We start from the raw sequence: 25,740 nt of genomic DNA on the forward strand, positions 1-25,740 counted from the left end.
GAGCGGCGTCATCAGCGATTTTCTTTTCATCAACCTGCAGCGGGACAGTACACAGGGGAAGCCGCTTCGCTACGGCAATTACTACGCCATCCTGAAAAGATGCGCCCAAAGGGCAGGCCTTGACCCTGAGAAAATACGAACGCACAGCGGACGCAGTACAAAGGTGATGGAGTATCTGGAGCGTCAGGCACTCCATCCGGAGGATGGCATCACCGATGCCGTCATTATGGAGAGCTTCGGCTGGCGCTCCGCCGATTCCATCGTCCACTACCGGAACCACAACAATCAGGTCATAGCCAAAGCGGTTATGGAAAAGCTGCACCGGAAGAAAGGTGGCGCCAATGATTAAACTGCTTGAGATTAAGACCTGTACCGCCTTTTGGGACATAGACGGGACTGTCCTGCGTTTTCAGAGACGAAAGCGCGTCGATGACGAGCTGACGGGCCGGACGATAGAACGGTACCGGGAACTGCTGCTGAATGAAACCTACAAAAGCTGCCCGCAAATGCTCCGCGACATTGCCTGCATCTTAACGGATAACATTCTGGTACGAATCGGCATTGAGGTGTATCAAAAGCAATTTCTGAAAATGTTTGAGCACTATTCAAAGCTATATGTCGAGCAGTGGGAACAGGCCGGAAAATGTTTCATCTCCAACAAAACGGCTATGTTTCCTGTTTTCGAGTTCATGTTCCGAAACAGGCTGGTTGAACAGCCGGATAGTCCGATTACGATCTTGAGAGACATCCCGTGTGACAGCAAGATTTTTTTGAATATCTTTGAGGAATGCTTTTCATCCTTCTGGGTAAACAAGATCAGGGAGAAGGTTCTGGGACAGGAAACGCTTGCCCCCATACGGAAACGAATTGGTCCCCTGCGGATAACACAATACCTCTGCCTTCTGCCGGAGCCGGTCGTCACAGATTATCTTAATTCTATTGCAGGCAGATTTACACGGCAGCGCAGGCTCATCACCACGCAAAGCTTCTGCCACGAATTGCTTGGCAGCGACACATCCATTTCCAGCCCGCGTTTTCATCCAAGGTTTGTAACACTGGTCGCTGCCGAAGTTCGCCGCGAGTTTGAAATCCAGTGCCAAAAATTCATTGCTGAAAACCACCTGCAGCTTGATATGTCCAGTGACAAGTGGACGCTGTTCCACAGGCACGGGCCGTCCCTGCACCGGGAAACCATTGATTTTACAGGAATTCGTTCACCTTCCCTGCGGCTTGAAATCAAGTATTTCATGAAGCACAGATATTACAGCATCACCGCCGACAAAGACCGTGCCATTACTACCTTAGCGTACGCGGCCAATCTGCTCACAGATAACAATCCAAGTATTCGTTTTTTCGCGGATGTGGATGATGTTGATGTCCGGTCGCTGTACATGAGCATGGAGCGCAGATATGGACAAACAGCCGGAGGAAAGTCGGTATCCAATATCATGAGGGTTTTCAGCATTTTGTCGGTACTCATGGAATATCTGATGAGCAATCATCGGGATGAAGCAATGCGCAGCCCCGTTCCACACGACAACCCCTTTTCCCGTTACCGGTTTCATAACGCAAAGGACTACAAGGTACGGACCGCCGCCATTCCGGAGGCTGTTGCGGAGCAGATCGATGCGCATCTGGATGAACTTGACCCGGTGCAGGCTCTGCTGTACCGGATTTTCTCTGCCACAGGCATGCGTATGAAGGAGGTGCTTTTTCTGGAGGCCGACTGTCTGGAACCGTCACAGTATGAGGGTGTTGTCCAACTTAAGTACAAGCAGTACAAAACCCTGACCGCCAGACGGAAGGCCGGTGTGCCGGATTATCACAGAGTGCTCATCCTGAAAGCATTGGCAGATGAAATCTCCGGACAGATTCACAAAACGAAAGAGTGGCGGAAGGAACTTGGCGTGCCGTATCTGTTTGTCAACAAGCGGCCGAATTTTCGGGCCAGCATGATCAGTATGAGCAATTATCTGCTGGTCATCAACAGGCTCATTGAAAAATATGACCTCCGTGATGAAAACGGCCGGCTATGGCATTTTACCAGCAAACAGCAGCGCAAAACACTGACGGTTACCCTGATTGAAAACGGAGCGTCCGTGGATGAGCTTGCTTACTGGCTCGGACATCTTAGCAGAAACACTGCCTCAAATTACTACGCCGAAGTCCGGAAAATGAAGCTGGCTGAGCTCAATACAAGCTTCTTCCGGGAAAAATTCGATCTTCTGCTATCGGATGAACAGCTTGCGGAGTACACAGAGGAAGAACGCAGGCTGTTGTATATGGATTTCCGACTGGAACAACGGCGGGTGGAGTTTGGATTCTGCCTGAAAAAGCTGGCCGATGGCGGCTGTACAAGCAGGAGCAGCCTGATCAACTGTGTAAACTGCAAAAATCTTTGTACAGGACCCAAGTATCTTCCGTACTGGCAGAGTCTCATGAACGGACAGCGCGAGGTTGTGAACAGCCTCCTCGCCGCTTATGCTGAGGCTGGTATTACGGACTATGAGGAATTCAGAGAATACAGACAGGCAACATTCCTTCTTAACTGCTATGAAAACATTGTAAACGCCATAGAAGGAGGTGCCTCGGTATGAATCTTCCGCAATACAAATACATCGAAAACTACGACGAGCAGCAAAAGAGCCGGTACTTTGCCCTTTTGCCGCAGCTTGGCAGCAATATTCACTTCGATGAGGACACATGGGTGTGTGACAAACGAATGCGAAGTGCGGCGGAGCCGAAGAATTACATGAACATCTACTTTTCTGCCGTTCCATCTGCTTACAAAGAAATGGTGAAATACTATTCACTCCTGCGGCTGCTGCATGGTGATACGGTCAGAACGATCCGGTCAAGGATAGCCCGTCTGGTTCCATTCTTGAAGTTCCTGGCCGCAGCCTGCTCGGCCCCCCTGCTTTCGGGCTGTGACATACGGACGGCTTCAAGGCTGAAAGAGCATCTGGATGCATCCAGCCTGGCGGACAGTACCATACGGGACATCTGGCGCGAGGCAGGTTCTCTGTTTCGCATGATGAACGGGTTTGACGGGGTACCCTGCAAAAATCCTTTTGCCTGCAATCCATATGCGCGAGCTGAAAAGCTGGACTCCAAATATATCCCGGATAAGGTGGCTGAAAAGCTGGACGGTATCTTCCGGCAAGAAGAAATAGATCTGCACATCCGGTGTATTTACTGGCTGCTGCGGCTCATTCCGTCCCGGATATCCGAAGTGCTGGCCATGGCAATCGACTGCGTAAAGCCGTACAACGGGAATTTCGTTCTCTTTATCCCAACATGGAAGCAGAACGGAGGCAACATGGAACCGATCCTGCGTTCTGTCCACATTGAGGATACGGGGATTGCCGGATATCTTCTGGATTTGCTTCGGGCACAACAGACAGTAGCCGAGAAATTGCAGGAGCATTTGCCTGAAAACAAACGCGGTTGTCTTTTTACCTATCGGAGGGTGCTTCATTACAAAAACGGCACGGCTTCTCAGCCGGGCAGGGTTCAAAGTGTCTGTCCTGCCGTTGTGGACTACCATTTCAAAAGAATTTGTGAGCAGTACGGCGTCCTGGATGAAAATGGGGAGGTCTACAACCTGACATCCCATCAATTCCGCCACAACGGAATTACCGACCGGCTGGAAGCAGGCTTCACGCTGGAACAGATTGCCGACATGACGGGCCACCACGGAAACGCCATGATATGGAACGCCTATTCCCATCTGGATTTAAAGCCTAAGACCATCCTGCAAAAGCAGCGGTATGTTTTGAATGAGCCAAAGCCGCCGGATAATCCATATATCCTGTTCGGCGGACGAATTCTCCATATGGAGGAAATGCTTGAAAAGCGGCTGCTTAAAAACCTCCGGGCCCATAAGGTTCCGGGAGGCATCTGCGGCGACGTTACCGGATGCAAAAGCGATATGTGGGATTGTCTTGAGTGCGGGCATTTTATCCCGGACAGAGATCAGCTTTCCTATTTCGAGGAACAAGCGTCCGCATGGCGCAGCAAAGCAGACCGTTTCTCGGATTTCCCGGCCATTCACGCCAATGCGTTGAGAAACGCGGATTTATTTGAGAGGATCGCAGCCAAACTGCTGGGAGGTGAGAAAGATGAATAGCAAAGTACCCAAGGAGCTTATTGCCCGGCAGGAGCACCAGCGCCAAACCACGGTCAATACTGTCCTGAGAGCAATTTCAGAGCTTCGGGCCGAAGGGCACAGGCTGACGATTAAGAATCTTATGGACTATACCGGATTGTCGCGGTCTGTTTTCGGCAAAAAGCATATCCGGGCTGTTTTGGTCAGTCAGGGAATTGTAGCCGCAGAAGCTTGCGGAGCAGAGCGCACGCCGCCTAAATCCACTGTTCAACAACGAATGAAGCAAAAGCTTGAGGAAAAGGAACAACAGATTCGTCGGCTAACCGAAGAAAATACCGCTTTGAAAAGTGAATGCGAACTGCTAAGGGGCAAGTTGTATCTCCTGATGCAGCGGCAGTCACTGGAGTAGAAAACCGATTCTATTTTCACTGAAATATTTAACACGATTAAACTATGAGGTTTGGTCGTGTTTTTTATTTAAAAATCAAAAATGAAAGAAGGAATTTATCTTGAAAAACAAGCATATTCAGTTTACCATTCTCGCACCACCGACAACCGCATACTTTAATCGTGTCAATCGACCGTGCAGAAAAGTGCTTCCAACTCTAACGGATCGAATTAAAGAAATGTTCGATTTTCAAGGATAATTCTGTGGTTAAACGGTCTATGGAGATGGAGATAACTCTATAGACCGTTGATCTATTAAATATGGGAGGTGGTGATAGGTGGAAGTAATATTAGTGTTGCTTATAGCAGGTCTATTGAGTGGGTGTTTAGTTTATGTGAATTCACTTTTGAACGACTTGGTATCCATTGCTCTTTATGCAGATCGTTATATGGATTCATTACTTGGCACCAGTGGTTTAAGTCAGATATTTGATATTTTCTTCGGGTTTGGTGTATCTTTAATCGTGCTAAAATTTTTAAAAAAGGGATTTGAGCAATATATTTTGTGGACCGAAGGTGATGCAGATACTGAACCATTAATCCTTCTTACAGGGTTCTTTAAAGCTTTAGCCATAGCTGTTTCTTTTCCAACACTTTATGGATGGTTAGCTGAGATTATTGAGGATTTAACTGATCAGCTGATTGCTGTTATCAGTAATAGTATGGAGACAGATTTTACAGCAGTGATTACTGGTATTTCAAGTGCAGGATTATTTACGGCAATTATTTCTCTCATATTTTTCATATGCTTTTTTCTTTTGTATCTTCAGTTTCTTACAAGGGGACTGGAGATTTTTATTTTGAGAGTCGGATTACCACTGGCTTGTGTTGGTTTAATGGATGCCGATAAAGGTGTTTTCAGGACTTATATACAGAAATTTTTTCAATCAACTTTAGCAGTACTTGTGCAGATAGTATTAGCTAAAATGGGGGTAGCTCTTATGCTTAATACTCATGTTTTATGGGGGATTGCTGCATTACTACTTGCACTTAGAACGCCAAGATTTTTACAAGAATTTATTATTGTATCCGGTGGACATGGTGGAGGAATGGGAACAGTTTATCAATCAGTAAGGCTTGTGCAGATTGCAAAATCAACTTTCAAGAAATAGGGGAGGTGCTGTATGGATTTGTTAAAAGAGATGGCAGATGCCTTTGTTATGCTGATTCGTTCCGGCTCTACCCTCAGAATTATCTACTGTCTTATCCGTATGGGCACTTCTGAGGAAGAAGCAGCGATGTTTAGAAAAAGAGGAAGAAATACAGTTGTGTTCTATGTATTGGCAGAATGCATCTGGCAGATTAAAGAGCTGGTGTTGGGATATTATGGGTAAAAATTGCCTGATATATAACAGAAACGACGGTTTTTATGGTATACTGAAATTAATATATATGGAAATCTAAAAACTAGAAATTGAATGATGGTATGTCCTATCCAATTAGATATTATGTAAAAATTAATTTAATTTTTTGATTTCAAATAATAAATATAATTGAGAAGGTGAATTAATGCTAGCAATAATAGGAGAAAAAGTCTTAGATTTATTCATTAAGATTTTTGGAGATAAAGTTATTGAAAAAATAAATAAGCTATATGGTATCGATGCATGGTGTAGAGCATTCGAGAAAGCAATAGCATACTCAGAAGAATTTGATACAGGATTTGGAAAAGAATTAGCAACACATCGTACTATGCTGAGATTTTATTATGAGACGTTTGACACAAATAAAGAAAAGATTTCATTTAATGACTTTGTTTTATCAATTGGAATGGAATTTTTGGATTTTCAATTAACTATTTCCCCGGATATTATTATAGCGTTAGCTGATGCAATAATTAATAATTGGTATAAAGAATTACGAACAAATAAATTCTTAAAAAACAAACTAGAAAATATGAGCAAACAACTTCCCGAAATTCAAGATTGGGATGTAGAAGAGATTAAGTTAATACTAAAAGATCATGAAAAAATGAGACGAGCTTATTTTAAAAGTTTCGAACATATTAAAGGTGCAAAGACCATAAGAGTTTGGTATCCAGCTCCAAATGAAAATTGGATAAGATGGGATGAAAAATATAGTATTGATATTAAGGTAAATCCAATGTTAGGAATGGCACTAGGGTTTTTTAGAAGAGGTTATGATTATTCTTTGCTTGAGACAGATGGAACTCATAGATTAAAATTTGCAGCAATATCGTCTTCAAAGGAGAGGGAGACCGCACAGTTTAAAACATCAACTTTTTATATCGGTGAAAAAGGCGGTGAAGTATTCTGGGCATGGTAAGTTTAAGAACAGAATCATTTAAAGTAGATATATACAAAGGCTACGTAATACTATAATTTTAGAATTAAATATCAGTAATAATACATATTTACAAAAGCTATGCGCATTTCTATATTGTTAAAAGTTTTAGGAATATAAAAACAGTTATAAGTAAATTAACATATTTGGTAAGAGCTATAATTGCTTTATTTATCTAAATAAATGAAGTTAAGTAAGGAGGTTAGAATGGTTAATATAGATTTTCCAAATATAAGGAAGCATGACGGAAGTCAAGATAAAGGATTTGAAGAATTAGTTTGTCAGCTTGCTCATCTAAAACCACCAGATAATGCTCAATATTTTGTTAGAAAAGAGGGCGATGGCGGTGACGCAGGTGTTGAATGTTATTGGAAATTAAATGATGAAACAGAACATGCATGGCAAGCAAAATACTTTTTGAATGTTATGACTGACAGTCAATGGAGTCAAATTTCCAAATCAGTTGAGACTGCATTGGAGAAGCACCCTAAACTGACAAAGTATTATATTTGCTTACCTAGGGATTGGACAGACAGCCGGAAGACAGTTAAAGGAAAAACTGTTAACTCTTCGTGGGATAAGTGGGTTGAACATGTAAAGTCATGGGAAGAATTAGCCAGTAAAAAGGGAATGAAAGTTAAATTTGAATATTGGTGCAAGCATGAAATAAGCCAAATGTTGCAAGTAGACAAACCGGAATTTGCAGGAAGAGCACTCTATTGGTTTAATGAACCAATTATCAGTACTGAAATTCTTTTGAGAATCGCACAAAAATCAAAAGAAACATTAGGAGAACGATTTACACCTGAATTTCATGTTGAACTTCCAATTGCTAATAAATTTGATTGTTTAGGATTAACAAATAGATGGAAAAAACAACTTAGGGGTCAATGCAATATTATAAGTGAGATTAGTGAGGAGTACAAAAGGATATTTAAACATAGAATTGATTCATTTAGTGATAAAACTATTTGGAATAAGTTAAATGAAAATATTGAAGAATTCTATAGTGAATTCTTGTCTACTGTATATAGAGGAGAGATTTTTCAAAGCATTGATAGATTAGTTAGCCTCACTGAAACTATATATAAAGAAGTAAATAGTTGCAATGAAACTATTTTTGAAGCTTCATATAAGGAAAATGACACTGAATTAAAAAAGAAATTGCAAGAAATATCATATGATTTACGTAAAATATCTAAAAAAATAGATGATATCAATGACTTTTTAAATGATAAAGCCATTTCTGCTGGAAAAAATAAATCAATGTTACTATTAGGTGAAGCTGGTATTGGAAAGTCACACTTATTGTGTGATATATCCTTGAAAAGACTTGATGAAGGCTTTCCAACTTTGTTTTTATTAGGGCAACATTATTTAGGAGGTAATCCACTTGACTTCATATGTTCTGAGTTAGGGTTACCAAAATATCCATATCGAACTGTTTTAGGAGCTTTAGATTCTTTGGGTGAAAGCAAAGATACAAGATTATTAATAGTAATCGATGCAATAAATGAAGGAATTAATAGAGAAGCTTGGCATGATAATATCATACAATTTTTAACTGAACTTGAAGATTATCAACACATTGCAGTTGTTTTGAGTTGTAGAAGTACATACAAAGATTATTTAATACCAGAAAATGATAATAAACTAGTTGAAATAGAACATTATGGGTTTCGCGGATATGAGCATAGAGCTGCATTTAAGTATTTGGCAAAACAAGGAATTTCAAAACCGGGCACCCCCATCCTAACCCCTGAATTTACGAATCCATTATTTCTAAAAACATGTTGTAAAGCTATAAAGGGAATGGGAGAAAATAAATTTCCTAAAGGTCTAAATGGTTTCAATAAATTATATGAATTTTACATTGAAAGTGCTGAACGAGTTATTAGCAGAAAGAAAAGATATAGAAGTAGTGAACATATTGTGGTAGAAGCAATTAGGAGATTTGTAAGTGAATTATATCCAGATTATATATCGGGGTTACCCATTCGTGAAGCTAGAGAGATAATAACGAAAATAGATCCCAAACCTAATATTGGAGAAAGTCTTTTTGAATTGCTCATTGACGAAGGTGTACTTGCTTTTGACGTAATACCCAGTCATGTTGAAAAAGAACGGGGAATTGAGGTTGTTAGATTTACATATGAGCGTTTTAGTGATTATGCAATAGCAATGTATATAATAGAAAATTGTGCAACAGAAGAAGATATAGGTAAATTATTTTTGCCAGATGGTACAATTGGAAAAATAATTAATGAAAATAACAAGTATAAATACAGTGGAATAATTGAGGCATTAGGAATTAGTATTCCTGAGAAATTTAATAAAGAGTTTCTTGAATTTATGGAATTTGATGATGAAGAAGAATATGAATATAATTGGTTTTTTGAAAAAACATTTACAAATGTAATTTTATGGAGAACAGGCAAATCAGTTACTGAAAAATCACTTGAGATGCTTAATAAAGTACAGCATTATAGCTATAACAATCAGTCTTTAGATATTCTTTTGGCATTATCAACTGAGCCTGAACATCCATGGAATGCAGATTTTTTAGATGCAAATTTAAGTAGGATGGATATGCCAAAAAGAGATGCCTTTTGGTCTACTTATGTTGCAATAAATGATCATTCTGAAAATGAATATGGCGAAGAAACTGTTGTAAGAACATTAATTGACTGGTCATTGAATGCTGAATTGGAAGAAGTAGAATTAGAGAGGTTACGATTGACAGCAGTTGTTTTACTATGGATGACAACGACATCTAATAGAAAAGTACGTGATCAAGCCACTAAATCATTAGCCCGTGTGTTATATCATATTCCTCAACACATAGTGAGTTTTATAGAAAAATTTAATAACTGTGATGATGTTTATCTTGTAGAAAGGCTTTATGCATCCATTTATGGTGTGGTTGTACATTTAGATAGTAATCTAATTATTAAAGATGTATCGGTTTGTGTATATAATCATCAATTTAAAGATTACAGGCCATATCCTGATATCTTATTGAGAGATTATGCAAGAGGAATAATGGAATTTGCATATCACAAAAATCTTTTAAATGATGTTCTGGATAATCCCGAAATATTTAGACCACCTTATTTTAGTGATTGGCCTATAGAAAATCCGTCAAAAGAGGAAATTAATAAGATTATTGGCGATGAATTTTCGTCTTCAATAAAAAGTTCTCTTATGGGCTTTCCAGGGGATTTTGGTAACTACACAATGAGTTGTGTCCATGATTGGTCTCCAACAGCTATTACTGAAGAGAAGCCACAGACTGGAATTGAATTGAAACGAATATTCGCAGAGAAATTGCCGAACAAATTGCGAATTAGATATGAAAAATATTTAGATGATCAAGTGAAAGCTAATAGGTTAAGTGAGGAAATAGATATTGAAAGTTGGTTAGAGCAATTATCTAAGGAAGCATGGGACGAAACAGATAGTGAAAATGAAGAAAATATAGAAGAAGATTCATGGGAGTGTCTTAAGGAAGACATAAACAATGTTATTAATGAAATTGATAAGGAAGAATTCCGTTGGTTAAATGGTTTGAATAACGGGGAAAGACCTGCAGCATTTAGTAGAAAATGGGCACAAAGGTGGGTTTGTAAAAAAGCATATGAATTAGGATGGTCAGATGAATTATTTGCAGATTTTGAGAAAATGTATTCTAATGGAGGAGGTCACGGTAGAGAAGGCGGAAGGATAGAACGCATAGGAAAAAAATATCAATGGATTGCATTTCACGAGATTCTGGCAAGAATGTCTGATAATTTGATATGGATTGATCGTGGATATAGTGATTTAGACGATCATAAATTTTTTGGACCATGGCAGATTCATAAAAGAGATATTGATCCAACGATATGGCTTAGCAAAACAGGGGATAGTGGATGGGATAAATGGGACAAAATGTTTTGGTGGCAACCATATAAATTTCCATTTGTTGAAGATAAACTAGAAGCTCAAATTGAATGGCTTTGGGATAAGTCAATAGTCCCCCCATTTAAGCAACTATTAACTGTTACTAATCCACAAGATAATATTCAATGGATAGTGTTGCAAGGATTTTCGAAATGGGATCAGGAACCGCTTAGCCAAAAAGATGTTATACCAAAACAAGATGGCTGGTATAGGATTAATTCATGCATTATCCATAAAAATGATTATAAGAATTTAAAGTCTTATATGAAAGGTAAACCTTTATGTGATCCAGATATTGTTGGCATTTCTTCTACAGGTAATCAAGGGTACTTTGGAGAATATTCTTGGCATCCATACTATGAAAATATAGCTGAATGGAGAAATGAAGATGATGAATGGGATAGAGGAATAAACGTAGAATATCATGTTCCTGTGTTAGAGTATGAATGGGAAAGTGGAAGTGTAGATCATTCTATTGATGAATCAATAAGATTCTATATGCCGTCTCCTAAATTAATTAATGATTTAAATTTAGTTAATAGTATGAACCCTGGAAAATGGATAAATGGAAAAGGAGAATTAGTATTTATTGATCCGAGCACTATGTATGAAGGACCATCTTACGGTTTAATTAGAAAAGATATAATGGAACAGTGGCTCGAAGAAAATGATCTACAGATTGTTTGGCTAATTGGTGGAGAAAAGCAATTGTTTACCTTTAGAGCTGATAAATTTTTTGGAAGATTAGTTTATAGTGGTATTTTTACTTTATTGAATGATGAATTAAAAGGTGAATTATGGTTTGAAGAAGAGAAAGGGCGGAATAGATGATGTTGGTATACATTGAATATGTTCTGTGATGCGCTAATAAATTTATTTAAGCAATATATATTTTTCTGAAAAAACACCTGCATTATAAGCTAGGTGTTTTTTTATGCCAACTTTTCAGGAGGTGAACTATGCAAGACAATGAAAAACACACCCTATATATCCCCCAGGGATTAAAAACACAAGTAGAAATCTTTGATGGATTCGGAAAGGAGGAATTATTCAAAACAATCATCATTACATTAATTGCAGCGTTGGTTGATGGTGTTATCTACTTGATAACTAAAAATACTGCAATTACCGTGGTTTTTATATTAACTGCTATTGCAGGAAGCGTAATGATGCTTACTAAGGACAAAACAAACATATCGGTGGTGGATCAGATAGGATTTATGATTAGGTTTTTCAGGTCCCAAAAGAAGTATAAGTACAAATATTTAGATGAATGGAAGTGAAGTCGGTGACAACAATATGAAAGAAGAAATGATGAAATACAAATTGGCAGGAAACTTAGAAACCACAATCTCAGGAAAGTACATTTACACCCTACTCAGTGAATTGGCAAATGAAAGCGGAGAAGTTCAAATACCGGTCGGTAAAATCAGCAGAACACTTAAGATTGGCAAGAATACGGTAAGGAGAAATTTACACAGGCTTGAGGAAGCCGGATATATTCATATTAGGTCTGTGTATCGTGAGGATGGCGGTCGGGCTGCCAACATATATATCATTAAATGATGAATATGTTAACATGGCTGATAATTGCCTTGGTAATGGGCATTTTAACAGATATTTTGCTGATGTATCTGTTACAGCAAAAACAATATCCGTTTTCAGTAATATTGAGTGTTATCGCAATGCTGGCTCTTTTTAAGACCTTTGGTGAAGAAATAATCATCATCAAAGGTTTTTTGTTTGCCCAAATACTAATCTTTGCCGGTTGCTATGATGCAAAGACAAAAATCATTCCCGATATGGTCCACATTTTTATATTGATCATAGGTCTGATTAACTTTTCGCCGGTACAGTCCCTGGCAGGTATTTTAATTGTACCTATTCCCTACATGATAACTGCCATTATAAAGCCGAAAGGCATTGGCGGTGGGGATATAAAACTGATGGCAGCCAGCGGATTCTTACTTGCCATTAAAGGAGGCTTCACTGCAAGTATTATCGGACTTGTATTGGCTGTGATTGTAAACGGAGTATATTACAAAATCAAAGCCAAGGATAAAAATATTTCTTTTGCTCTTGCACCCTATTTATCAATCGGGTGTTTTATTGCATACCTTAAAATAATGTAATGGAGGTTGTTTCAATGAAGAATATTTTGAGAAACAGAACAGTATTAGGTCTTACATGCATCGTGTTGTCGCTGATTATCTGTTTTGCCTTAACGCCAATGTTTAATAAGGCGTTACAGGCCAAAACAGAAGTAGTAAGAATAACAAAAGACGTTTCAAAAGGTGAATTGATAACCAATGCACAAGTGGAAGTCGTAGAAGTCGGCAGATATAACCTGCCCGGATCAGTGCTGAAAAACAAGGATAATGTAGTCGGCAAATATGCAAAAGCAGATTTATTCAAAGGTGACTATGTACTAAATACAAAGGTTTCTGATAATGCATTAGCGGAAAATGAATACTTATATGAGTTTAATGGAGCACAAAGAGCCATATCAGTAACTATTAAATCCTTTGCTACAGGTTTATCCGGGAAGCTTGAAAAAGGGGATATAGTATCCATTATTGCAGTTGATTACGGAGAATTCAGAGAAACGGTTGTACCTGTTGAACTTCAATACGTTAAGGTTCTTGCGGTAACTAATAATCAAGGCTTAGATAAAACCAGTCATATGACAGGCGAAGAAGGGGAACTGCCTTCTACTGTAACATTAGCTGTTAACCCAACACAAGCAAGACTGCTTGCAGAACTTGAAGAAAAAAGTAAAATACATTTTACTTTGGTTTACAGGGGAAGCCAAGAAAATGCACAAAAATTTTTGGATGAGCAGGAGGGAGTTATTAATAGGATTTTGCATCCCGAATTAGAAGCAGACGATAAATCAGAGGATAATCTCGTGTCCGGGCTAGAATCTGAAAAAACGGAGGGAGAAATAATCAATGAAGAATAATCAAATAATTGCAGTTTGGGGTAATCCATCGTCAGGAAAAACAGTTACAAGTATTAAGATGGCCAGAGAACTAGCTTTAAAAAAGAAAAATGTCATACTGGTGTTCTGTGATACTATTGCTCCTGATTTAATGATGGTGCTTCCAGATAAAAATACAGATGAAAAGTCTTTGGGGAGCTTACTTTCGGCTCCAGAAATTACTCAAGAAAAGATTTTATCGAAATGTATTACACTGGACAAAAATGAGTATATTAGCCTGCTTGGATACTCACAGGGGGAAAATAGCTTTACTTATGCTAAATATGCTAAAGACAGAGCAGTAGATTTATTAATACTTTTACGTCATATTGCAGATTATGTAGTAGTTGATTGTTCGGCGTTTTTCATTTCTGATCTGCTTTCAGTAACTGCCATTGAATTAGCGGACAGTGTGATTCGTTTATCAAATTGTAATTTAAAGGCATTGTCCTATTTCAATTCATCCCTGCCCCTGCTTGCTGACAGACGCTTTAATACAGACAGGCATATCAAAGTGCTGTCTAAAGTAAAAGCAGATGAACCCAGTGAGCTGATGGCAGAAAAATATAATGGGGTTATGTATGAACTGCCTTATATAGAGGAAATTGTAGAACAGTATTTAACCGGACGGTTGTTTGGAACCCTTGAATCAAAGCAGAGTATCAAATATACGCAAACAATTCAACAGATAATTACTTCTGTATTGAATAAAAACTTGGAAGTGAAACAAGAACCAAAACCTGCTAAAACAAAAAAAATAAAAGAGGCAGGAGCTTCATTTTTAGATAAAGTCTTGATGGGCATGAGAGGAGGCAGGTCATGAACAATGCGGCAATATTTTTCAATACAGGGCAGAATATAAAGCAGTTTGCCGACATACTTCAGGAAGTTCAAGAGTATATTTCAAGCAAATATTCTACCCTTATATCCAGTAACCCAAAAGAGCAGCGGGAGCAGATCAAATCATATATTGCAAAATATCTGATGGACTATTCTCTTGGGGTAGAAGGACTGTCCTTCGATGAGCTTGTAGAAAAATTATACTCAGAGATGGCAGAGTTTTCATTCCTGACAAAATATCTGTTTAGAAATGATATAGAAGAAATCAATATCAACCATTGGAGAGACATTAAAATAACCTACACCAATGGTCAAATACTGCCTGCAAAAGAAAAATTCAATTCGCCTTCCCATGCCATTGATGTAATAAGGCGGCTGCTTCATAAATCCGGGATGATATTAGATAACTCACAGCCTATTGTAAGAGGTCATTTATCAAATAAAATCAGAATAACCGTGTTCGGCAATGGTATTATTGATGAGGACAGCGGTGTTGCCGCATCCATCCGTATTGTCAATCCGCAAAAGTTAACCAAAGAAGATTTTATTAGGCATGGTACAGCAACAGAAGAAATGCTTGATTTTTTAAGTATTTGCCTTAGATACGGTTTAAGCATGTGTGTTACTGGTGCAACCAGTTCCGGGAAAACCACTTTGATGAGCTGGCTGTTATCCACCATCCCTGACGATAAGCGTATCTTTACTATAGAAAACGGTACACGGGAATTTAACCTCGTTAAAGAAGATGAAAAGGGTAATATCATCAATAATGTGGTGCATACCGTTACTCGTTACAGTGAGGATAAAAGACAAAATATCGATCAGGAAAAACTTCTTGAAAGTGCATTGACAGCAAATCCGGACTATATATGTGTTGCGGAAATGAAAGGGGATGAATCTTTTGCAGCCCAGGAAGCGGCAAGAACCGGACATGCAGTCATAACAACCACTCATGCAAATAGCTGTGAAGCAACATATTTCAGAATAGTAACGCTATGTAAAATGAAATATGATATTAATGATGATACCTTGTATTCATTGGTTACAGAAGCCTTTCCAATTGTCCTGTTTTCTAAAAAACTTGAAGATAACTCAAGAAAAATAATGGAAATAACAGAGTGTGAAATTATGCCCGATGGAAGAAGGCAGCTTCACACTCTTTTTCGTTTTAATATTAAAGAAAACAAAGCCGTAGATGGAAAGCTAAAGATAATCGGAAATTATAAGAAAGTAAACAACCTATCAAAGAGCCTGCAAAAAAGGCTGCTTGAAAATGGTATGCCTTTAACCATATTAGAGCAGTTACTACTCCAAGAGGAAGGAAAGGAAGGTGAAATGAAGTGACCTTATTAAATCTAATTGCATTCTTAGGGCTTGTGGCAGGTAGCTTTATACTCCTTTCCTTATCACCCTTTGAATTTGCAGAAGCTCTGTCAAAACCCTTTAAAGAGAATAAGAAAACCATAAAATCAAGGGTTAAAGAAGCTATAAATAAGAAGAAGCCAAAAGGGTTGAAACTTCTAGTAAAAGAGACCAAGGAAATTCTAGAAGCTACTGATAAGAGTAATCAGTTTTCAAGCTTATGTATAGCATCTTTTGCTTTATTTATTTTGGGTGTAATGATAGCAATATCCATGAATAACTTCTTTTTAATTCCAGTACTTGCTGGAGGATTTTCGCTCATACCCTTTTGGTATATTAAATTTACAGCTACATTTTACAAGAAACAGTTAAATGCAGAGCTTGAAACAGCACTTTCTGTAATTACTACATCCTATCTAAGAAGTGAAAGTATTATCACAGCAGTTGACGAAAATGTAGCTTATATTAATCCACCGGTTGCAGATGTTTTTAAGAGCTTTTTGACACAAACAAAGCTTATCAATTCAAATATTAAAATGGCTCTGGAAAATTTAAAGCTAAAAATAGATAATGATGTATTCAGGGAATGGGTAGATACTGTTATTGTTTGCCAAGAGGACAAAAACTTAAAAAATACCTTAAATCCAATCGTATCGAAACTTTCAGATATGCGCATTGTGGGAGCGGAGCTGGATTATTTGCTTTATGAGCCCATGAAAGAGTTTATCACCATGACAATACTTCTTGTAGGAAATATTCCACTGATGTATTTCTTGAATAAATCCTGGTATGAAACCTTGATGTATACAGCTATAGGTAAAGCAATACTGGCAATATGTGCCATGGCAATATTTATCTCTTTGGCAGCGGTGATTAAACTGACCAAACCTGTTGAATATCGGAAAGTCCAACAAGATTAAAGGGAATGGAGGTGACAAGGTGTTAGGTATATTAATTGCTTTTATGTGTTTTTTTTCTTTTGGGTCCTATATGGTTATGGCAGATTTAGTGAAACTACCAACCTATCAAGCTTCTAAAGCAATTTTAAATGTAAGCAGACGTCAAAAGAAAAAAGCAAAGAACTTTGATGTATGGGTAATAGATATATCAACGAAGCTAGCTAAATTTATTAAAATCAATGCTTACAAGAAGCGGAAAATGATTACCAGCTTAAAGTCAGCACAGATAAATTTATCCCCGGAAACCTATATAGCAAAAGCCTTTGTGAAAGCAGGTCTTATACTACTGAGTATAATTCCTGCTTTATTAATTTTACCAATAATCAGTCCCATAATATTATTTTTAAGTATTGCGGTATATTTCAAGGAAATAGGAAGGGCAGAAGAAGCTGTTAAAAAGCAGAAAGAAGAAATTGAATACGAATTGCCTAGATTTGCATCTACCCTTACTCAAGAGCTAAAGGCAAGTAGAGATGTCTTATCAATTTTAGAAACCTATAAAAAGAGTGCAGGGAAAAGCATGAAAAAAGAATTGGAAATAACAGTTGCAGATATGAAATCTGGCAGTTATGAAGCGGCTCTTACAAGGTTTGAAACAAGACTTGGAAGCTCATCTTTATCCGAGGTTGTAAGAGGATTAATTGGGGTAATTCGTGGAGATAACTCGGTAGTATATTTTCAAATGCTATCCCATGACCTAAAACAGCTGGAACTGCAAAGGCTTAAAACTATAGCTGCCAAACAACCTGCAAAAATAAGAAAGTATTCCTTTGCCATGCTTTTATGCTTTATATTTATGTATCTTGCTGTAATGGGTGTTGAAATCGTTAAAACCCTTGGAGATATGTTTTAGGGGAGGTGGGAATTTTGAAAAATTTAATAAAATCCAAACGAGGCGAAGGATACATTGATACAGTTGTTATCGTAATATCAGCTATGTTAGTAATTGCCCTTGCAGTAAAAATATTTCCTGTATTTATCGTCAAAAACCAATTAAACACTGTTGCAAATGAGCTATGTAGAGAAGCTCAGATTACAGGCCGCATCGGAACTGAAGTAACTAAAAAAGCACAAGATTTAACAGAACAAACCGGACTTAATCCTGATATTTCATGGGAAGCTGCTTATATCAGTGGAACAAATAAAATTCAATTAAATAATGAAATGACTGTAACCGTAACACAAACTGTAGATATAGGCTTTTTTAGCTTCGGTTCTTTTCCTATTGAACTTACTTCAAAGGCAAAGGGAAGGAGTGAAGTCTATTGGAAATGACAAAAGTAAGAAGGTTATTGAAGGAGAAAAAAGGAAATGCCCTTCCCTTGGCTTGTGCTATAGTTATGTCATTGATCCTTATATTTAGTGCTGCGAGTGAATACATGAGGCTTCAAATAATTGCAAAGGGTGTTAGAGATGCTCTGCAAACTGCTGTTATTTCAGTAGCCACAGAAAACTACGACAATTTATATAACGGACTTCGTGAAGGCTATAGTGGAGGATACTATTTATCTGATTCAGATCAGTGGCAAAGCCAATTGGATACAGGGGATGTATATACTGAACTTGACAGTTTGCTTGGTCTTGAAACCGAAGGTATATATCATATTAAAACAACTGGGGGAGAAATGGAATTTAGGCTGTCAAATCTTAATGTTAATCTTAAAAATACTCCCTTTGCCCCATCTAATATAGAAAATGTTCAAAGGTTTGAAGCAGAAGCCTTTATAATCCTTGAAGTGCCATTATCCTTTGGGTGGAATAAACTACCACCTTTAAAAACAAATTTGAAGGTTTTAGCAGGATATACGTCGAAATTTTAAAGTGAATATATCACTTACATAAAAGTTGAATTGAGTAAAAAAATGCGTTGTTAACCTTTTTATGCTGAAAAGGAGGTCGTTAGAAAATGAAAAGATTAAATATAAATACAAGAAAGAATATAGTGGTTTCTCTCTTATTATTAAGTGTTATCGTTATGGGCGGTCTTTTAATATCACCCTTCATAGAAAAGGATAACAATGAAGATATCAATGTTGCTATAGCGGATAATGGAGAGTTGCAGATAAAAATAGAAGAAAACGAGATTAATGGGATTGAAGGGCCATCAGAAGTTGAAGGTCCTATAATAGATGAAAAGGAAAGCACTATAAATCCTAACACCAATACCGACAGCTCCAAGAAAAAAGAGGAAGTTGTAATACCTGAACCACCTAAAGAAAAACCAGAGTCAAAGGATGATATTACTGATAAGAATAAAGTACCTATCTATGAGGAAAAAGAGGTAAAACCAAGTGCCCAGCCTGAAACTCCAAAGGGTGACGAAAGAAATAATAAAGGTCAAATATATATACCTGGATTTGGATGGGTTGATGATAAAGGCGGTGGAGGAGAGGGGCATATCGTTGATTCTGAGGGAGATATTAATAAGCAAATTGGAAATATGAATTAAAAATAGAATAGAGCTAGTAAAATGAGAGTATGGCAAATGCTGTACTCTCTTTTATTTTGGAGGTGTCAGGGTGAAAAAAACAATAATATTTATCATTATCTTTGTGTTGTTGATAAGTATTTTTCCACTAGATGTTCTCGCTAAGGGAGATGGCAATTTTGACGGTGGTGGGGGAGATGTAGGAAGTGGAACTAGTCAAAACTTTTGGAGTTCTGGAAATGACGGGGTAAGAGTAACTGTCATAAAAAACTATGACAATACTCCAGTTACCACTCCCATAGACATTACAAATAGAAATCAGGATAGTACTCAAGTACACTTCGGCAAGAAAAGCAAAATCACTTATGTAAGCGGTAGCTCAATAATCCCTTATACAAGCGTCTACAGATATTATAATCCTACTAATCCAATCCCACGAATAATAAGCACTGATGGCAATGTAAATATAGATGCTATAAAAAGCTATTTTTGCTCTGAATATGCAGTCAAATTAATAGCAGATATTACAGAAATTAATTTTGAGACATTGATTAATGGAGAATACAAGATTCTCTTAGAGCCTATAGCCTACATGACTTTTCAAGGAGTAAAAATGGGGATGACAGCCCATGAAGCAGCTTTATATGATGAACAATTAAGTGGTGGACTTAGAAGTGAAATGGGAAGTTTATCCCATAAAAATTTACCTTTTGCAATGTTTTTGGAAAAATCCGATTTAGGTTTCCCAATATGGTCTGGATCAACCAATCAAAATGTTACAAATGCTCAGATTAAATCATCATTGGGTCTTGGGATTGTTAGTTTTAGGGAAATAGAAGAAGTTCCTGAAATAAGTAGCCATGATTACGAATACAGATGCGATACAGACGTTATAACTGCTGTTACAGTAACCACAGGAAGAAGACGTACACCTGATAATCCCATTACAGTAGAGTTTAGAGTAAATGGCAGAACCTATACAGTTAATAATATTTATATTCCAGAAGGAGAATCCCAGCTTGTATGGTTTAAATGGCGTACACCTATTACTCCACAAACAGTGAAGATTGATGTAAGCGTAAGTGGTGCATCGTTGAGCAAATCAACCATTACAGCTAATATAGTAGATCTCAATGAGAAAGTGCCGCCAAACCCAATTGCTAATGATAGAAACGAAGGTTTTAAAATACCTGCTATTCCTAATAAACCTCAAAAGACAACTGCTACTTGGGGAGAATGGGACTGCTATTGGGAACCGAAATGGGAATGGGAATCGGATTGGGATTGGTATGACGATGGAGAAGGTGGAGGATATTGGGAAGATAACGGAAGTTGGGTAGATAATGGAGATTGGAAATATGAGTGGATAAGCTATAGTGCAAGTCTATCCTCAACCATCAAGATTAAGCCGGACAACAAGGTGCCTACAGCTTCATCATCTACTATGAAATCAGGCTATGGGATTAATATGGATGTATCCACAAACTTTAATTCTAATGCTCCAAGTTCACATATTACAGGTGCGCAAAATGTATTATCCTATTATCCTGAGTTCCACTATCAAGATTATCTAAGGCTGCTGGAGAGAACAACAGGTGGGTATTCGGCAAAATTTCAACTTAAAAGTAATAAATATTCTACCTATAATCAAAGAGTGCATTTTACGCCAGTTTGGTTTCCCGATGGAAAATATACAGTTTATGCAGAAGTGATAGATGCCTGGACACCTGATGGCATGTTATCCATAAACTTAACGGATGAAATAACAATCAAAGGGAGCCTATATGATGACTGGCATGTTGGTCCGAAAAAATAAAGAAGATTAATTTATTGATAAGACGCAGGTAATAGTTATCTGCGTCTTTTTGGCGTAAAGAGGTGTTTTTCATGGCGTTAGATCCGGCAACAGTTAAGGCTATACTACTTGCAGCTGAAAAAGTAGCAACGGACAGGAATGTAAGAAACATTGTCATTGGTGCTGTGCTTGTTCCATTTATCATAATTCTACTTATTCTTGCTTCACCCTTTGCCATTTTCTTTGCAATAACAGGTGGGGGTGCGGGAGTAGAAAGTTTACCAATCAGTACTGTTATGCAAAACCTTAAATATGAGTTTTCCCAGAGGATAGAAGCAGAACAAATTCCGGAGGATGGTATTGATGACATACAGCTTATTATTATGGGAAGTGAAGATGGCACCATTATTGATAATTCAGGGGAAGTTTTGGCTTTATTTGCAGTGGAAGCAAATACAGATAATGAAAATGGCGAACAGGTGGCAATGTTAAATAAAAAGCAAATAAGCAGGCTCAAAGATATTTACCGGGATATGAATAGAATAACTGTTGAGATTGAGGAAATTGAAAAGGAAATAGTGACTGAAACAGCTGGAGAAAATGGTAAAACCAAAACAGAATCTACAACAGTGACAAGAAAAATAAAAAAAGTATATGTAGACAGTCTTACATGTGAAGAAGTAGTGGACGGTTTTAATTTTAATGAAATCCAGTTAAAGCTGCTTGCTGAAATTCGAAGTAGTGAATATGCCATGTTAATGTCAGGTGCTACCGGAAGAACTGGTAATACAGTGTTGACACAGGAGGAGATCTCAAAAATAAGAGCTATGTTACCAGCAGATTTGGATTTGCAAAGAAAAAAAGTTGTAATGGCTGCTTACAGTATTGTGGGAAGAGTGAATTACTTTTGGGGTGGAAAAAGTCACGTGATCGGCTGGGATAGTCGCTGGGGAGAAATGAGCGAAGTCACATCACCGGGTAGCTCCTCAACCGGAACGAGTAGACCATTTGGGCTTGACTGTTCAGGATATGTTACATGGGTATTTATTAATGCAGGTGTACCGGTCGAAAACATAAATGACACGGTAGGGCACGGTGTAACGAGGCAGTGGGAGTTATCCATCCCCATATCTGAACAACAAGTGCTGTCTGGAGATATAGCTGTTTTTTATATTCCCGGTACCCGCAAGGTTAACCATGTGGGTATTGTAGTCAGTATTGAGGAAGGTGACAAGATAATGGTAGCTCATTGTGCATCGGGTTCCAACAATGTAGATGTAACCGAAGCCAAAGCAACAGGATTTAGATATTTCAGGAGACCGGTAGTTTTAACACAAGAAATCACAATAAAACACTAATGAAAGGATAGGATGAAATGAGAATTTTAATTATTGAACCGAGGAAAGAACCTTATGAAGCAAAAATTAATAACAGCCTATCGGCTATGCAAAAGGTGGTTGGAGGCTTAATTCAACCGGTAGATATTGACGAAAATGCTACTCTTATATGTAATGAAGAAGGAAAGTTACTGGGACTTGAAGGTAATCGACGTGTCGGCAGAGATATAATAGCAGGCACGTTTTTTATTTGCGGTTGTGACCGATGTGAAGGCGAATTTATATCTCTTACGGACGAACAACTGCAAAAGTTCTATGAGCGGTTTAAAGAACCAGAGGAATATACCAATGAAGAAGTAGAGGAAACAGCAATTGTTGAGGTTTACGGTCTGGACGCAGATTATGAACCGGAGATGTAAGGAGGATAATGATGAATCCGATTATACCGATTATTGTGATTGCCATTTGCCTGATAGGCGGTGGCATTTTTTTATTTATGATGAAAGTAAGCTCTGGTAGAAGAGAGCAAACAGTTAGCGTTGAACAGCAAACTGCCAATGATTTCGTAAATGTCAAAGATATAAAGGATAAATACTTGTATACAAGAGATGGATATATCGTCATGTATATAAAAATTGATCCAATCAGTATTGAGTTGCTTTCTGAGCAAGAGAAAAAGCAGTTGTGCAAGAGTCTGACAGCGGAATTATCAAGTGAGCAGAAACCATTTAAATTCCTTGCCGTATCCCGTCCGGTGGATATATCACCGCTTATTAATGAATATACCAAAATTATTGGAACGACAAGCGACCGCAAACAAAAAGACCTGCTAAGAAATGAAATGCTTGTTATGAGTAACTATGCCCTTTCGGGAGAAGTGGTGGAAAGGCAATTTTATATCATGCTATGGGAGCAGTATGAGAACAGCGTGGAACGAGATATCTCAAAACGATGCTATGAGTTTGTATCTAAATTTGAGAGCAGTAACATCCGCTGTGAAATTTTAAAACAAAATGACATTGTAAAGCTTTGCAATCTGATAAATAATCCTGCTTATTCAAACATTGAGGATAGTGAGTTTGAGGCTACTATTCCTTTAATTTAGGGTTAGCAATATATTAAAAAAGATATAGCATAACTTGTAAAGCTAAAAACGTGGGGGATTTATTATGGCATATATAGACAATGAAAAAGCCAGTAATTTTTATGGGAAAATTGATTTTTATTCTATGAAAGGCGAGGTTATGGAAACGCTGTATTATAAAGATAAAGAGGAATTTGATAGAGAAATACAAGAGAGCTATGAAATAGGAAGACCGATTAATCCTCAAATACTATCAGAGGACAAATATTTAGATAATCATTATGATGAAGAAATGGAGATGGAATAATGATTAAGAATAAAAAGAATACACAAATAGAAATATCACTAAATAATGCACTTTTAAATATTATTACACCAATGGGATTTGAAATAAAGAGAAACAGTCTTGTTATAGGTGAAAATACCGGAAAAGTATATGGAATTGTTAAATATCCGCAAAAAGTAGACTTTGGCTGGCTTGCCAAGCTTACAAACATTCCCGGCACCATTGTCAGTATATCTTTTACGCCTATCGACAACGGTGCTTTTATTGAAAGCCTTTCGAGAAGCGTTATCCAAAGCCGTGGTACTGCTGAAAGTGCAAAAGACCCGTTAGTACAGAAAAGAGCTGAAAGAGCAGCAAAAGACGGTGAACGTATCATGGTGCAGATTGACCAAAATGGCGAGACGGTAGGGCTTATGGGTATTACCATCATGCCTATATCCAGGGATGAAGAACTGTTTAATAAAGTTTGCAGAAAGACCGAGAGTGTTTGTGCAATAGCCAAGTGTAAACCAAGAGGGCTTGCAAATTTGCAGGAGCAAGCATTTAAAACCCTTTCTCCTTTTTATACAAGGGAAGAGAGTGTTGATCAGATTGTACAGCGAATTATTCCATTATCAAGCTTTGTCGGCGGTTTTCCCTTCTCTAGTTCAGGATATAATGACAGAACCGGCTATTACTTTGGACGTGATACAAGCGGTGGTTTAATTGTGGTTGACCCTTGGAAGCGTGGCAACGATAGAACCAATACCAACTTTACAATTATGGGTGTTGCAGGAGTGGGTAAAAGTACGGCAGTCAAACATATTGCTTTATCAGAATATATGAAAGGGACAAAAATAATCTTCATAGATCCTGAAAGAGAATATAAGGAATTATGCAAAGCTCTCAATGGTGACTGGATAAATGCCGGTGGTGGAAGTAACGGTAGAATTAATCCTTTGCAAATACGCCCTACGCCGGTAGATGATGATGACGAGGTTTATAAAGATGATGGTCATGGTATGGGTGATATGGCCATCTATATTAAAAATATAGAGATATTTTTTAGCTTATACCTGCCGTCTCTGACAGATATGCAAAAAGCTGTTTTAAAAGACTGCTTGATAGAGCTTTACCATATCTTTGATATAACATGGGACACGGATGTATCAAAGCTAAATAATAAAGATTTCCCCATATTTTTAGACCTGTATAAACTCATTGAAAAAAAGGCACAGGATAAAGAAAAAACACGAAAGGAAAGCGAACCCAATGTTTATGCTGATCTTGCTGTGCTTTTTAAAGATATTGCCAAGGGAAGCGACTCTTTTCTTTGGAACGGTTACAGTTCTATTCAAACCAATACAAGATGTATCTGCCTTGATACTCACGATTTACAGAATACTTCGGACAATATCAAGAGGACACAGTATTTTAATATCCTTACCTGGTGTTGGCAGCAGATGAGCAAAAACAGGAATGAAAGAGTGCTGCTCATAGCTGATGAAGCTTATCTGATGATCGATCCTAATGTTCCCCAATCCCTTGTATTCTTAAGAAATGTTGAAAAGCGTTCAAGAAAATATGAAGCAGGCGTAGCAATTATCAGTCATTCCGTTGTTGACTTTCTCGATCCTGCTATAAAAATGTATGGACAGGCACTTCTTGACATACCATGCTTTAAAATCCTGATGGGGTGTGATGGGAAGAATTTGCAGGAAACAAAGGAACTTTACAATCTCACTGATGTAGAGGAAGAACTTTTAGCAAGCAAAAAACGGGGTAGTGCACTTGTGATAATTGGTTCTAAACGACTTCATGTAACATTTGAAATACCGGAATATAAATTTGAGTATATGGGCAAAGCAGGCGGAAGATAATCTGCCTGC

General features: G+C 37.8%; 25 protein-coding genes. All 25 read left to right on the forward strand.

All coding sequences use genetic code 11. The annotated features are described in order from the left end of the window. Window positions 1–349 (forward strand): tyrosine-type recombinase/integrase (locus tag K364_RS22690; RefSeq protein WP_035267748.1); only part of this gene is annotated, 349 nt, incomplete at its 5' end. Next, a complete protein-coding gene (locus K364_RS0103065; protein WP_028306793.1) occupies window positions 342–2,597 on the forward strand; it encodes a tyrosine-type recombinase/integrase in 2,256 nt (751 codons plus the stop codon). The genes K364_RS22690 and K364_RS0103065, both read left to right, overlap by 8 nt. Further along, the gene (locus K364_RS22695) at window positions 2,594–4,129 is read left to right on the forward strand and encodes a tyrosine-type recombinase/integrase (protein WP_035267808.1); all 1,536 of its coding nucleotides are present in this window, start codon (window positions 2,594–2,596) and stop codon (window positions 4,127–4,129) included. Before K364_RS0103065 ends, K364_RS22695 begins: the two co-directional genes overlap by 4 nt. Then, window positions 4,122–4,517, forward strand: coding sequence for a DUF6262 family protein (locus tag K364_RS0103075; protein WP_035267751.1), 396 nt, complete (start codon window positions 4,122–4,124; stop codon window positions 4,515–4,517). Before K364_RS22695 ends, K364_RS0103075 begins: the two co-directional genes overlap by 8 nt. Before the next feature lie 316 nt (window positions 4,518–4,833). Then, window positions 4,834–5,667, forward strand: coding sequence for a conjugal transfer protein TrbL family protein (locus tag K364_RS0103080; RefSeq protein ID WP_028306795.1), 834 nt, complete (start codon window positions 4,834–4,836; stop codon window positions 5,665–5,667). 12 nt (window positions 5,668–5,679) lie between these two features. Next, window positions 5,680–5,889 (forward strand): hypothetical protein, encoded by a 210-nt coding sequence (locus tag K364_RS0103085; protein ID WP_028306796.1) that lies wholly within the window; start codon window positions 5,680–5,682, stop codon window positions 5,887–5,889. A gap of 175 nt (window positions 5,890–6,064) precedes the next feature. Then, window positions 6,065–6,841 (forward strand): hypothetical protein, encoded by a 777-nt coding sequence (locus K364_RS0103090; RefSeq protein WP_028306797.1) that lies wholly within the window; start codon window positions 6,065–6,067, stop codon window positions 6,839–6,841. A gap of 225 nt (window positions 6,842–7,066) precedes the next feature. Continuing rightward, window positions 7,067–11,632, forward strand: coding sequence for an AVAST type 2 anti-phage system protein Avs2 (gene avs2, locus K364_RS0103095; RefSeq protein ID WP_035267753.1), 4,566 nt, complete (start codon window positions 7,067–7,069; stop codon window positions 11,630–11,632). A gap of 128 nt (window positions 11,633–11,760) precedes the next feature. After that, window positions 11,761–12,084, forward strand: coding sequence for a hypothetical protein (locus K364_RS0103100; protein WP_028306799.1), 324 nt, complete (start codon window positions 11,761–11,763; stop codon window positions 12,082–12,084). 16 nt (window positions 12,085–12,100) lie between these two features. Further along, on the forward strand, window positions 12,101–12,367 hold the full coding sequence (locus K364_RS22700; RefSeq protein WP_035267757.1) for a helix-turn-helix domain-containing protein: 267 nt from the start codon (window positions 12,101–12,103) through the stop codon (window positions 12,365–12,367). Then, on the forward strand, window positions 12,364–12,933 hold the full coding sequence (locus K364_RS0103110; RefSeq protein WP_242841643.1) for a prepilin peptidase: 570 nt from the start codon (window positions 12,364–12,366) through the stop codon (window positions 12,931–12,933). The genes K364_RS22700 and K364_RS0103110 overlap by 4 nt, the downstream gene beginning before the upstream one ends. 14 nt (window positions 12,934–12,947) lie before the next feature. After that, the gene (gene cpaB / locus K364_RS0103115; RefSeq protein ID WP_028306801.1) at window positions 12,948–13,763 is read left to right on the forward strand and encodes a Flp pilus assembly protein CpaB; all 816 of its coding nucleotides are present in this window, start codon (window positions 12,948–12,950) and stop codon (window positions 13,761–13,763) included. Next, on the forward strand, window positions 13,753–14,604 hold the full coding sequence (locus tag K364_RS22705; protein WP_035267760.1) for an AAA family ATPase: 852 nt from the start codon (window positions 13,753–13,755) through the stop codon (window positions 14,602–14,604). Before cpaB ends, K364_RS22705 begins: the two co-directional genes overlap by 11 nt. Further along, a complete protein-coding gene (locus K364_RS0103125) occupies window positions 14,601–15,965 on the forward strand; it encodes a CpaF/VirB11 family protein (protein ID WP_028306802.1) in 1,365 nt (454 codons plus the stop codon). Before K364_RS22705 ends, K364_RS0103125 begins: the two co-directional genes overlap by 4 nt. After that, a complete protein-coding gene (locus K364_RS0103130; protein WP_028306803.1) occupies window positions 15,962–16,903 on the forward strand; it encodes a type II secretion system F family protein in 942 nt (313 codons plus the stop codon). The genes K364_RS0103125 and K364_RS0103130 overlap by 4 nt, the downstream gene beginning before the upstream one ends. A gap of 19 nt (window positions 16,904–16,922) precedes the next feature. Continuing rightward, window positions 16,923–17,795: a hypothetical protein gene (locus K364_RS0103135; protein WP_028306804.1), complete on the forward strand. Its 873-nt coding sequence runs from the start codon at window positions 16,923–16,925 to the stop codon at window positions 17,793–17,795. 11 nt (window positions 17,796–17,806) lie between these two features. Then, on the forward strand, window positions 17,807–18,217 hold the full coding sequence (locus tag K364_RS0103140; protein WP_028306805.1) for a DUF4320 family protein: 411 nt from the start codon (window positions 17,807–17,809) through the stop codon (window positions 18,215–18,217). Further along, window positions 18,214–18,762: a hypothetical protein gene (locus tag K364_RS0103145; RefSeq protein WP_035267813.1), complete on the forward strand. Its 549-nt coding sequence runs from the start codon at window positions 18,214–18,216 to the stop codon at window positions 18,760–18,762. The genes K364_RS0103140 and K364_RS0103145 overlap by 4 nt, the downstream gene beginning before the upstream one ends. 86 nt (window positions 18,763–18,848) lie before the next feature. Next, the gene (locus K364_RS0103150; protein WP_028306807.1) at window positions 18,849–19,391 is read left to right on the forward strand and encodes a DUF6550 family protein; all 543 of its coding nucleotides are present in this window, start codon (window positions 18,849–18,851) and stop codon (window positions 19,389–19,391) included. 70 nt (window positions 19,392–19,461) lie between these two features. Next, window positions 19,462–21,186 (forward strand): DUF8193 domain-containing protein, encoded by a 1,725-nt coding sequence (locus K364_RS0103155; RefSeq protein ID WP_028306808.1) that lies wholly within the window; start codon window positions 19,462–19,464, stop codon window positions 21,184–21,186. Between the two features lie 71 nt (window positions 21,187–21,257). Beyond that, window positions 21,258–22,523 (forward strand): C40 family peptidase, encoded by a 1,266-nt coding sequence (locus K364_RS22710; protein ID WP_035267763.1) that lies wholly within the window; start codon window positions 21,258–21,260, stop codon window positions 22,521–22,523. 17 nt (window positions 22,524–22,540) lie between these two features. Continuing rightward, window positions 22,541–22,921 (forward strand): DUF3846 domain-containing protein, encoded by a 381-nt coding sequence (locus K364_RS0103165; RefSeq protein ID WP_028306809.1) that lies wholly within the window; start codon window positions 22,541–22,543, stop codon window positions 22,919–22,921. A gap of 11 nt (window positions 22,922–22,932) precedes the next feature. Continuing rightward, complete coding sequence (locus tag K364_RS0103170; protein WP_028306810.1) at window positions 22,933–23,607, forward strand: TraC-like domain-containing protein; 675 nt, start codon at window positions 22,933–22,935, stop codon at window positions 23,605–23,607. A 64-nt stretch (window positions 23,608–23,671) separates the two neighbouring features. Next, window positions 23,672–23,893: a hypothetical protein gene (locus K364_RS0103175; protein ID WP_028306811.1), complete on the forward strand. Its 222-nt coding sequence runs from the start codon at window positions 23,672–23,674 to the stop codon at window positions 23,891–23,893. Next, entirely contained in the window at window positions 23,893–25,731 is a 1,839-nt protein-coding gene (locus tag K364_RS0103180; protein WP_028306812.1) for a VirB4 family type IV secretion system protein, read from the forward strand. The genes K364_RS0103175 and K364_RS0103180 overlap by 1 nt, the downstream gene beginning before the upstream one ends. Window positions 25,732–25,740 lie beyond the last annotated feature (9 nt).

The organism is Desulfitibacter alkalitolerans DSM 16504, from assembly GCF_000620305.1.
Lineage (GTDB): Bacteria > Bacillota > DSM-16504 > Desulfitibacterales > Desulfitibacteraceae > Desulfitibacter > Desulfitibacter alkalitolerans.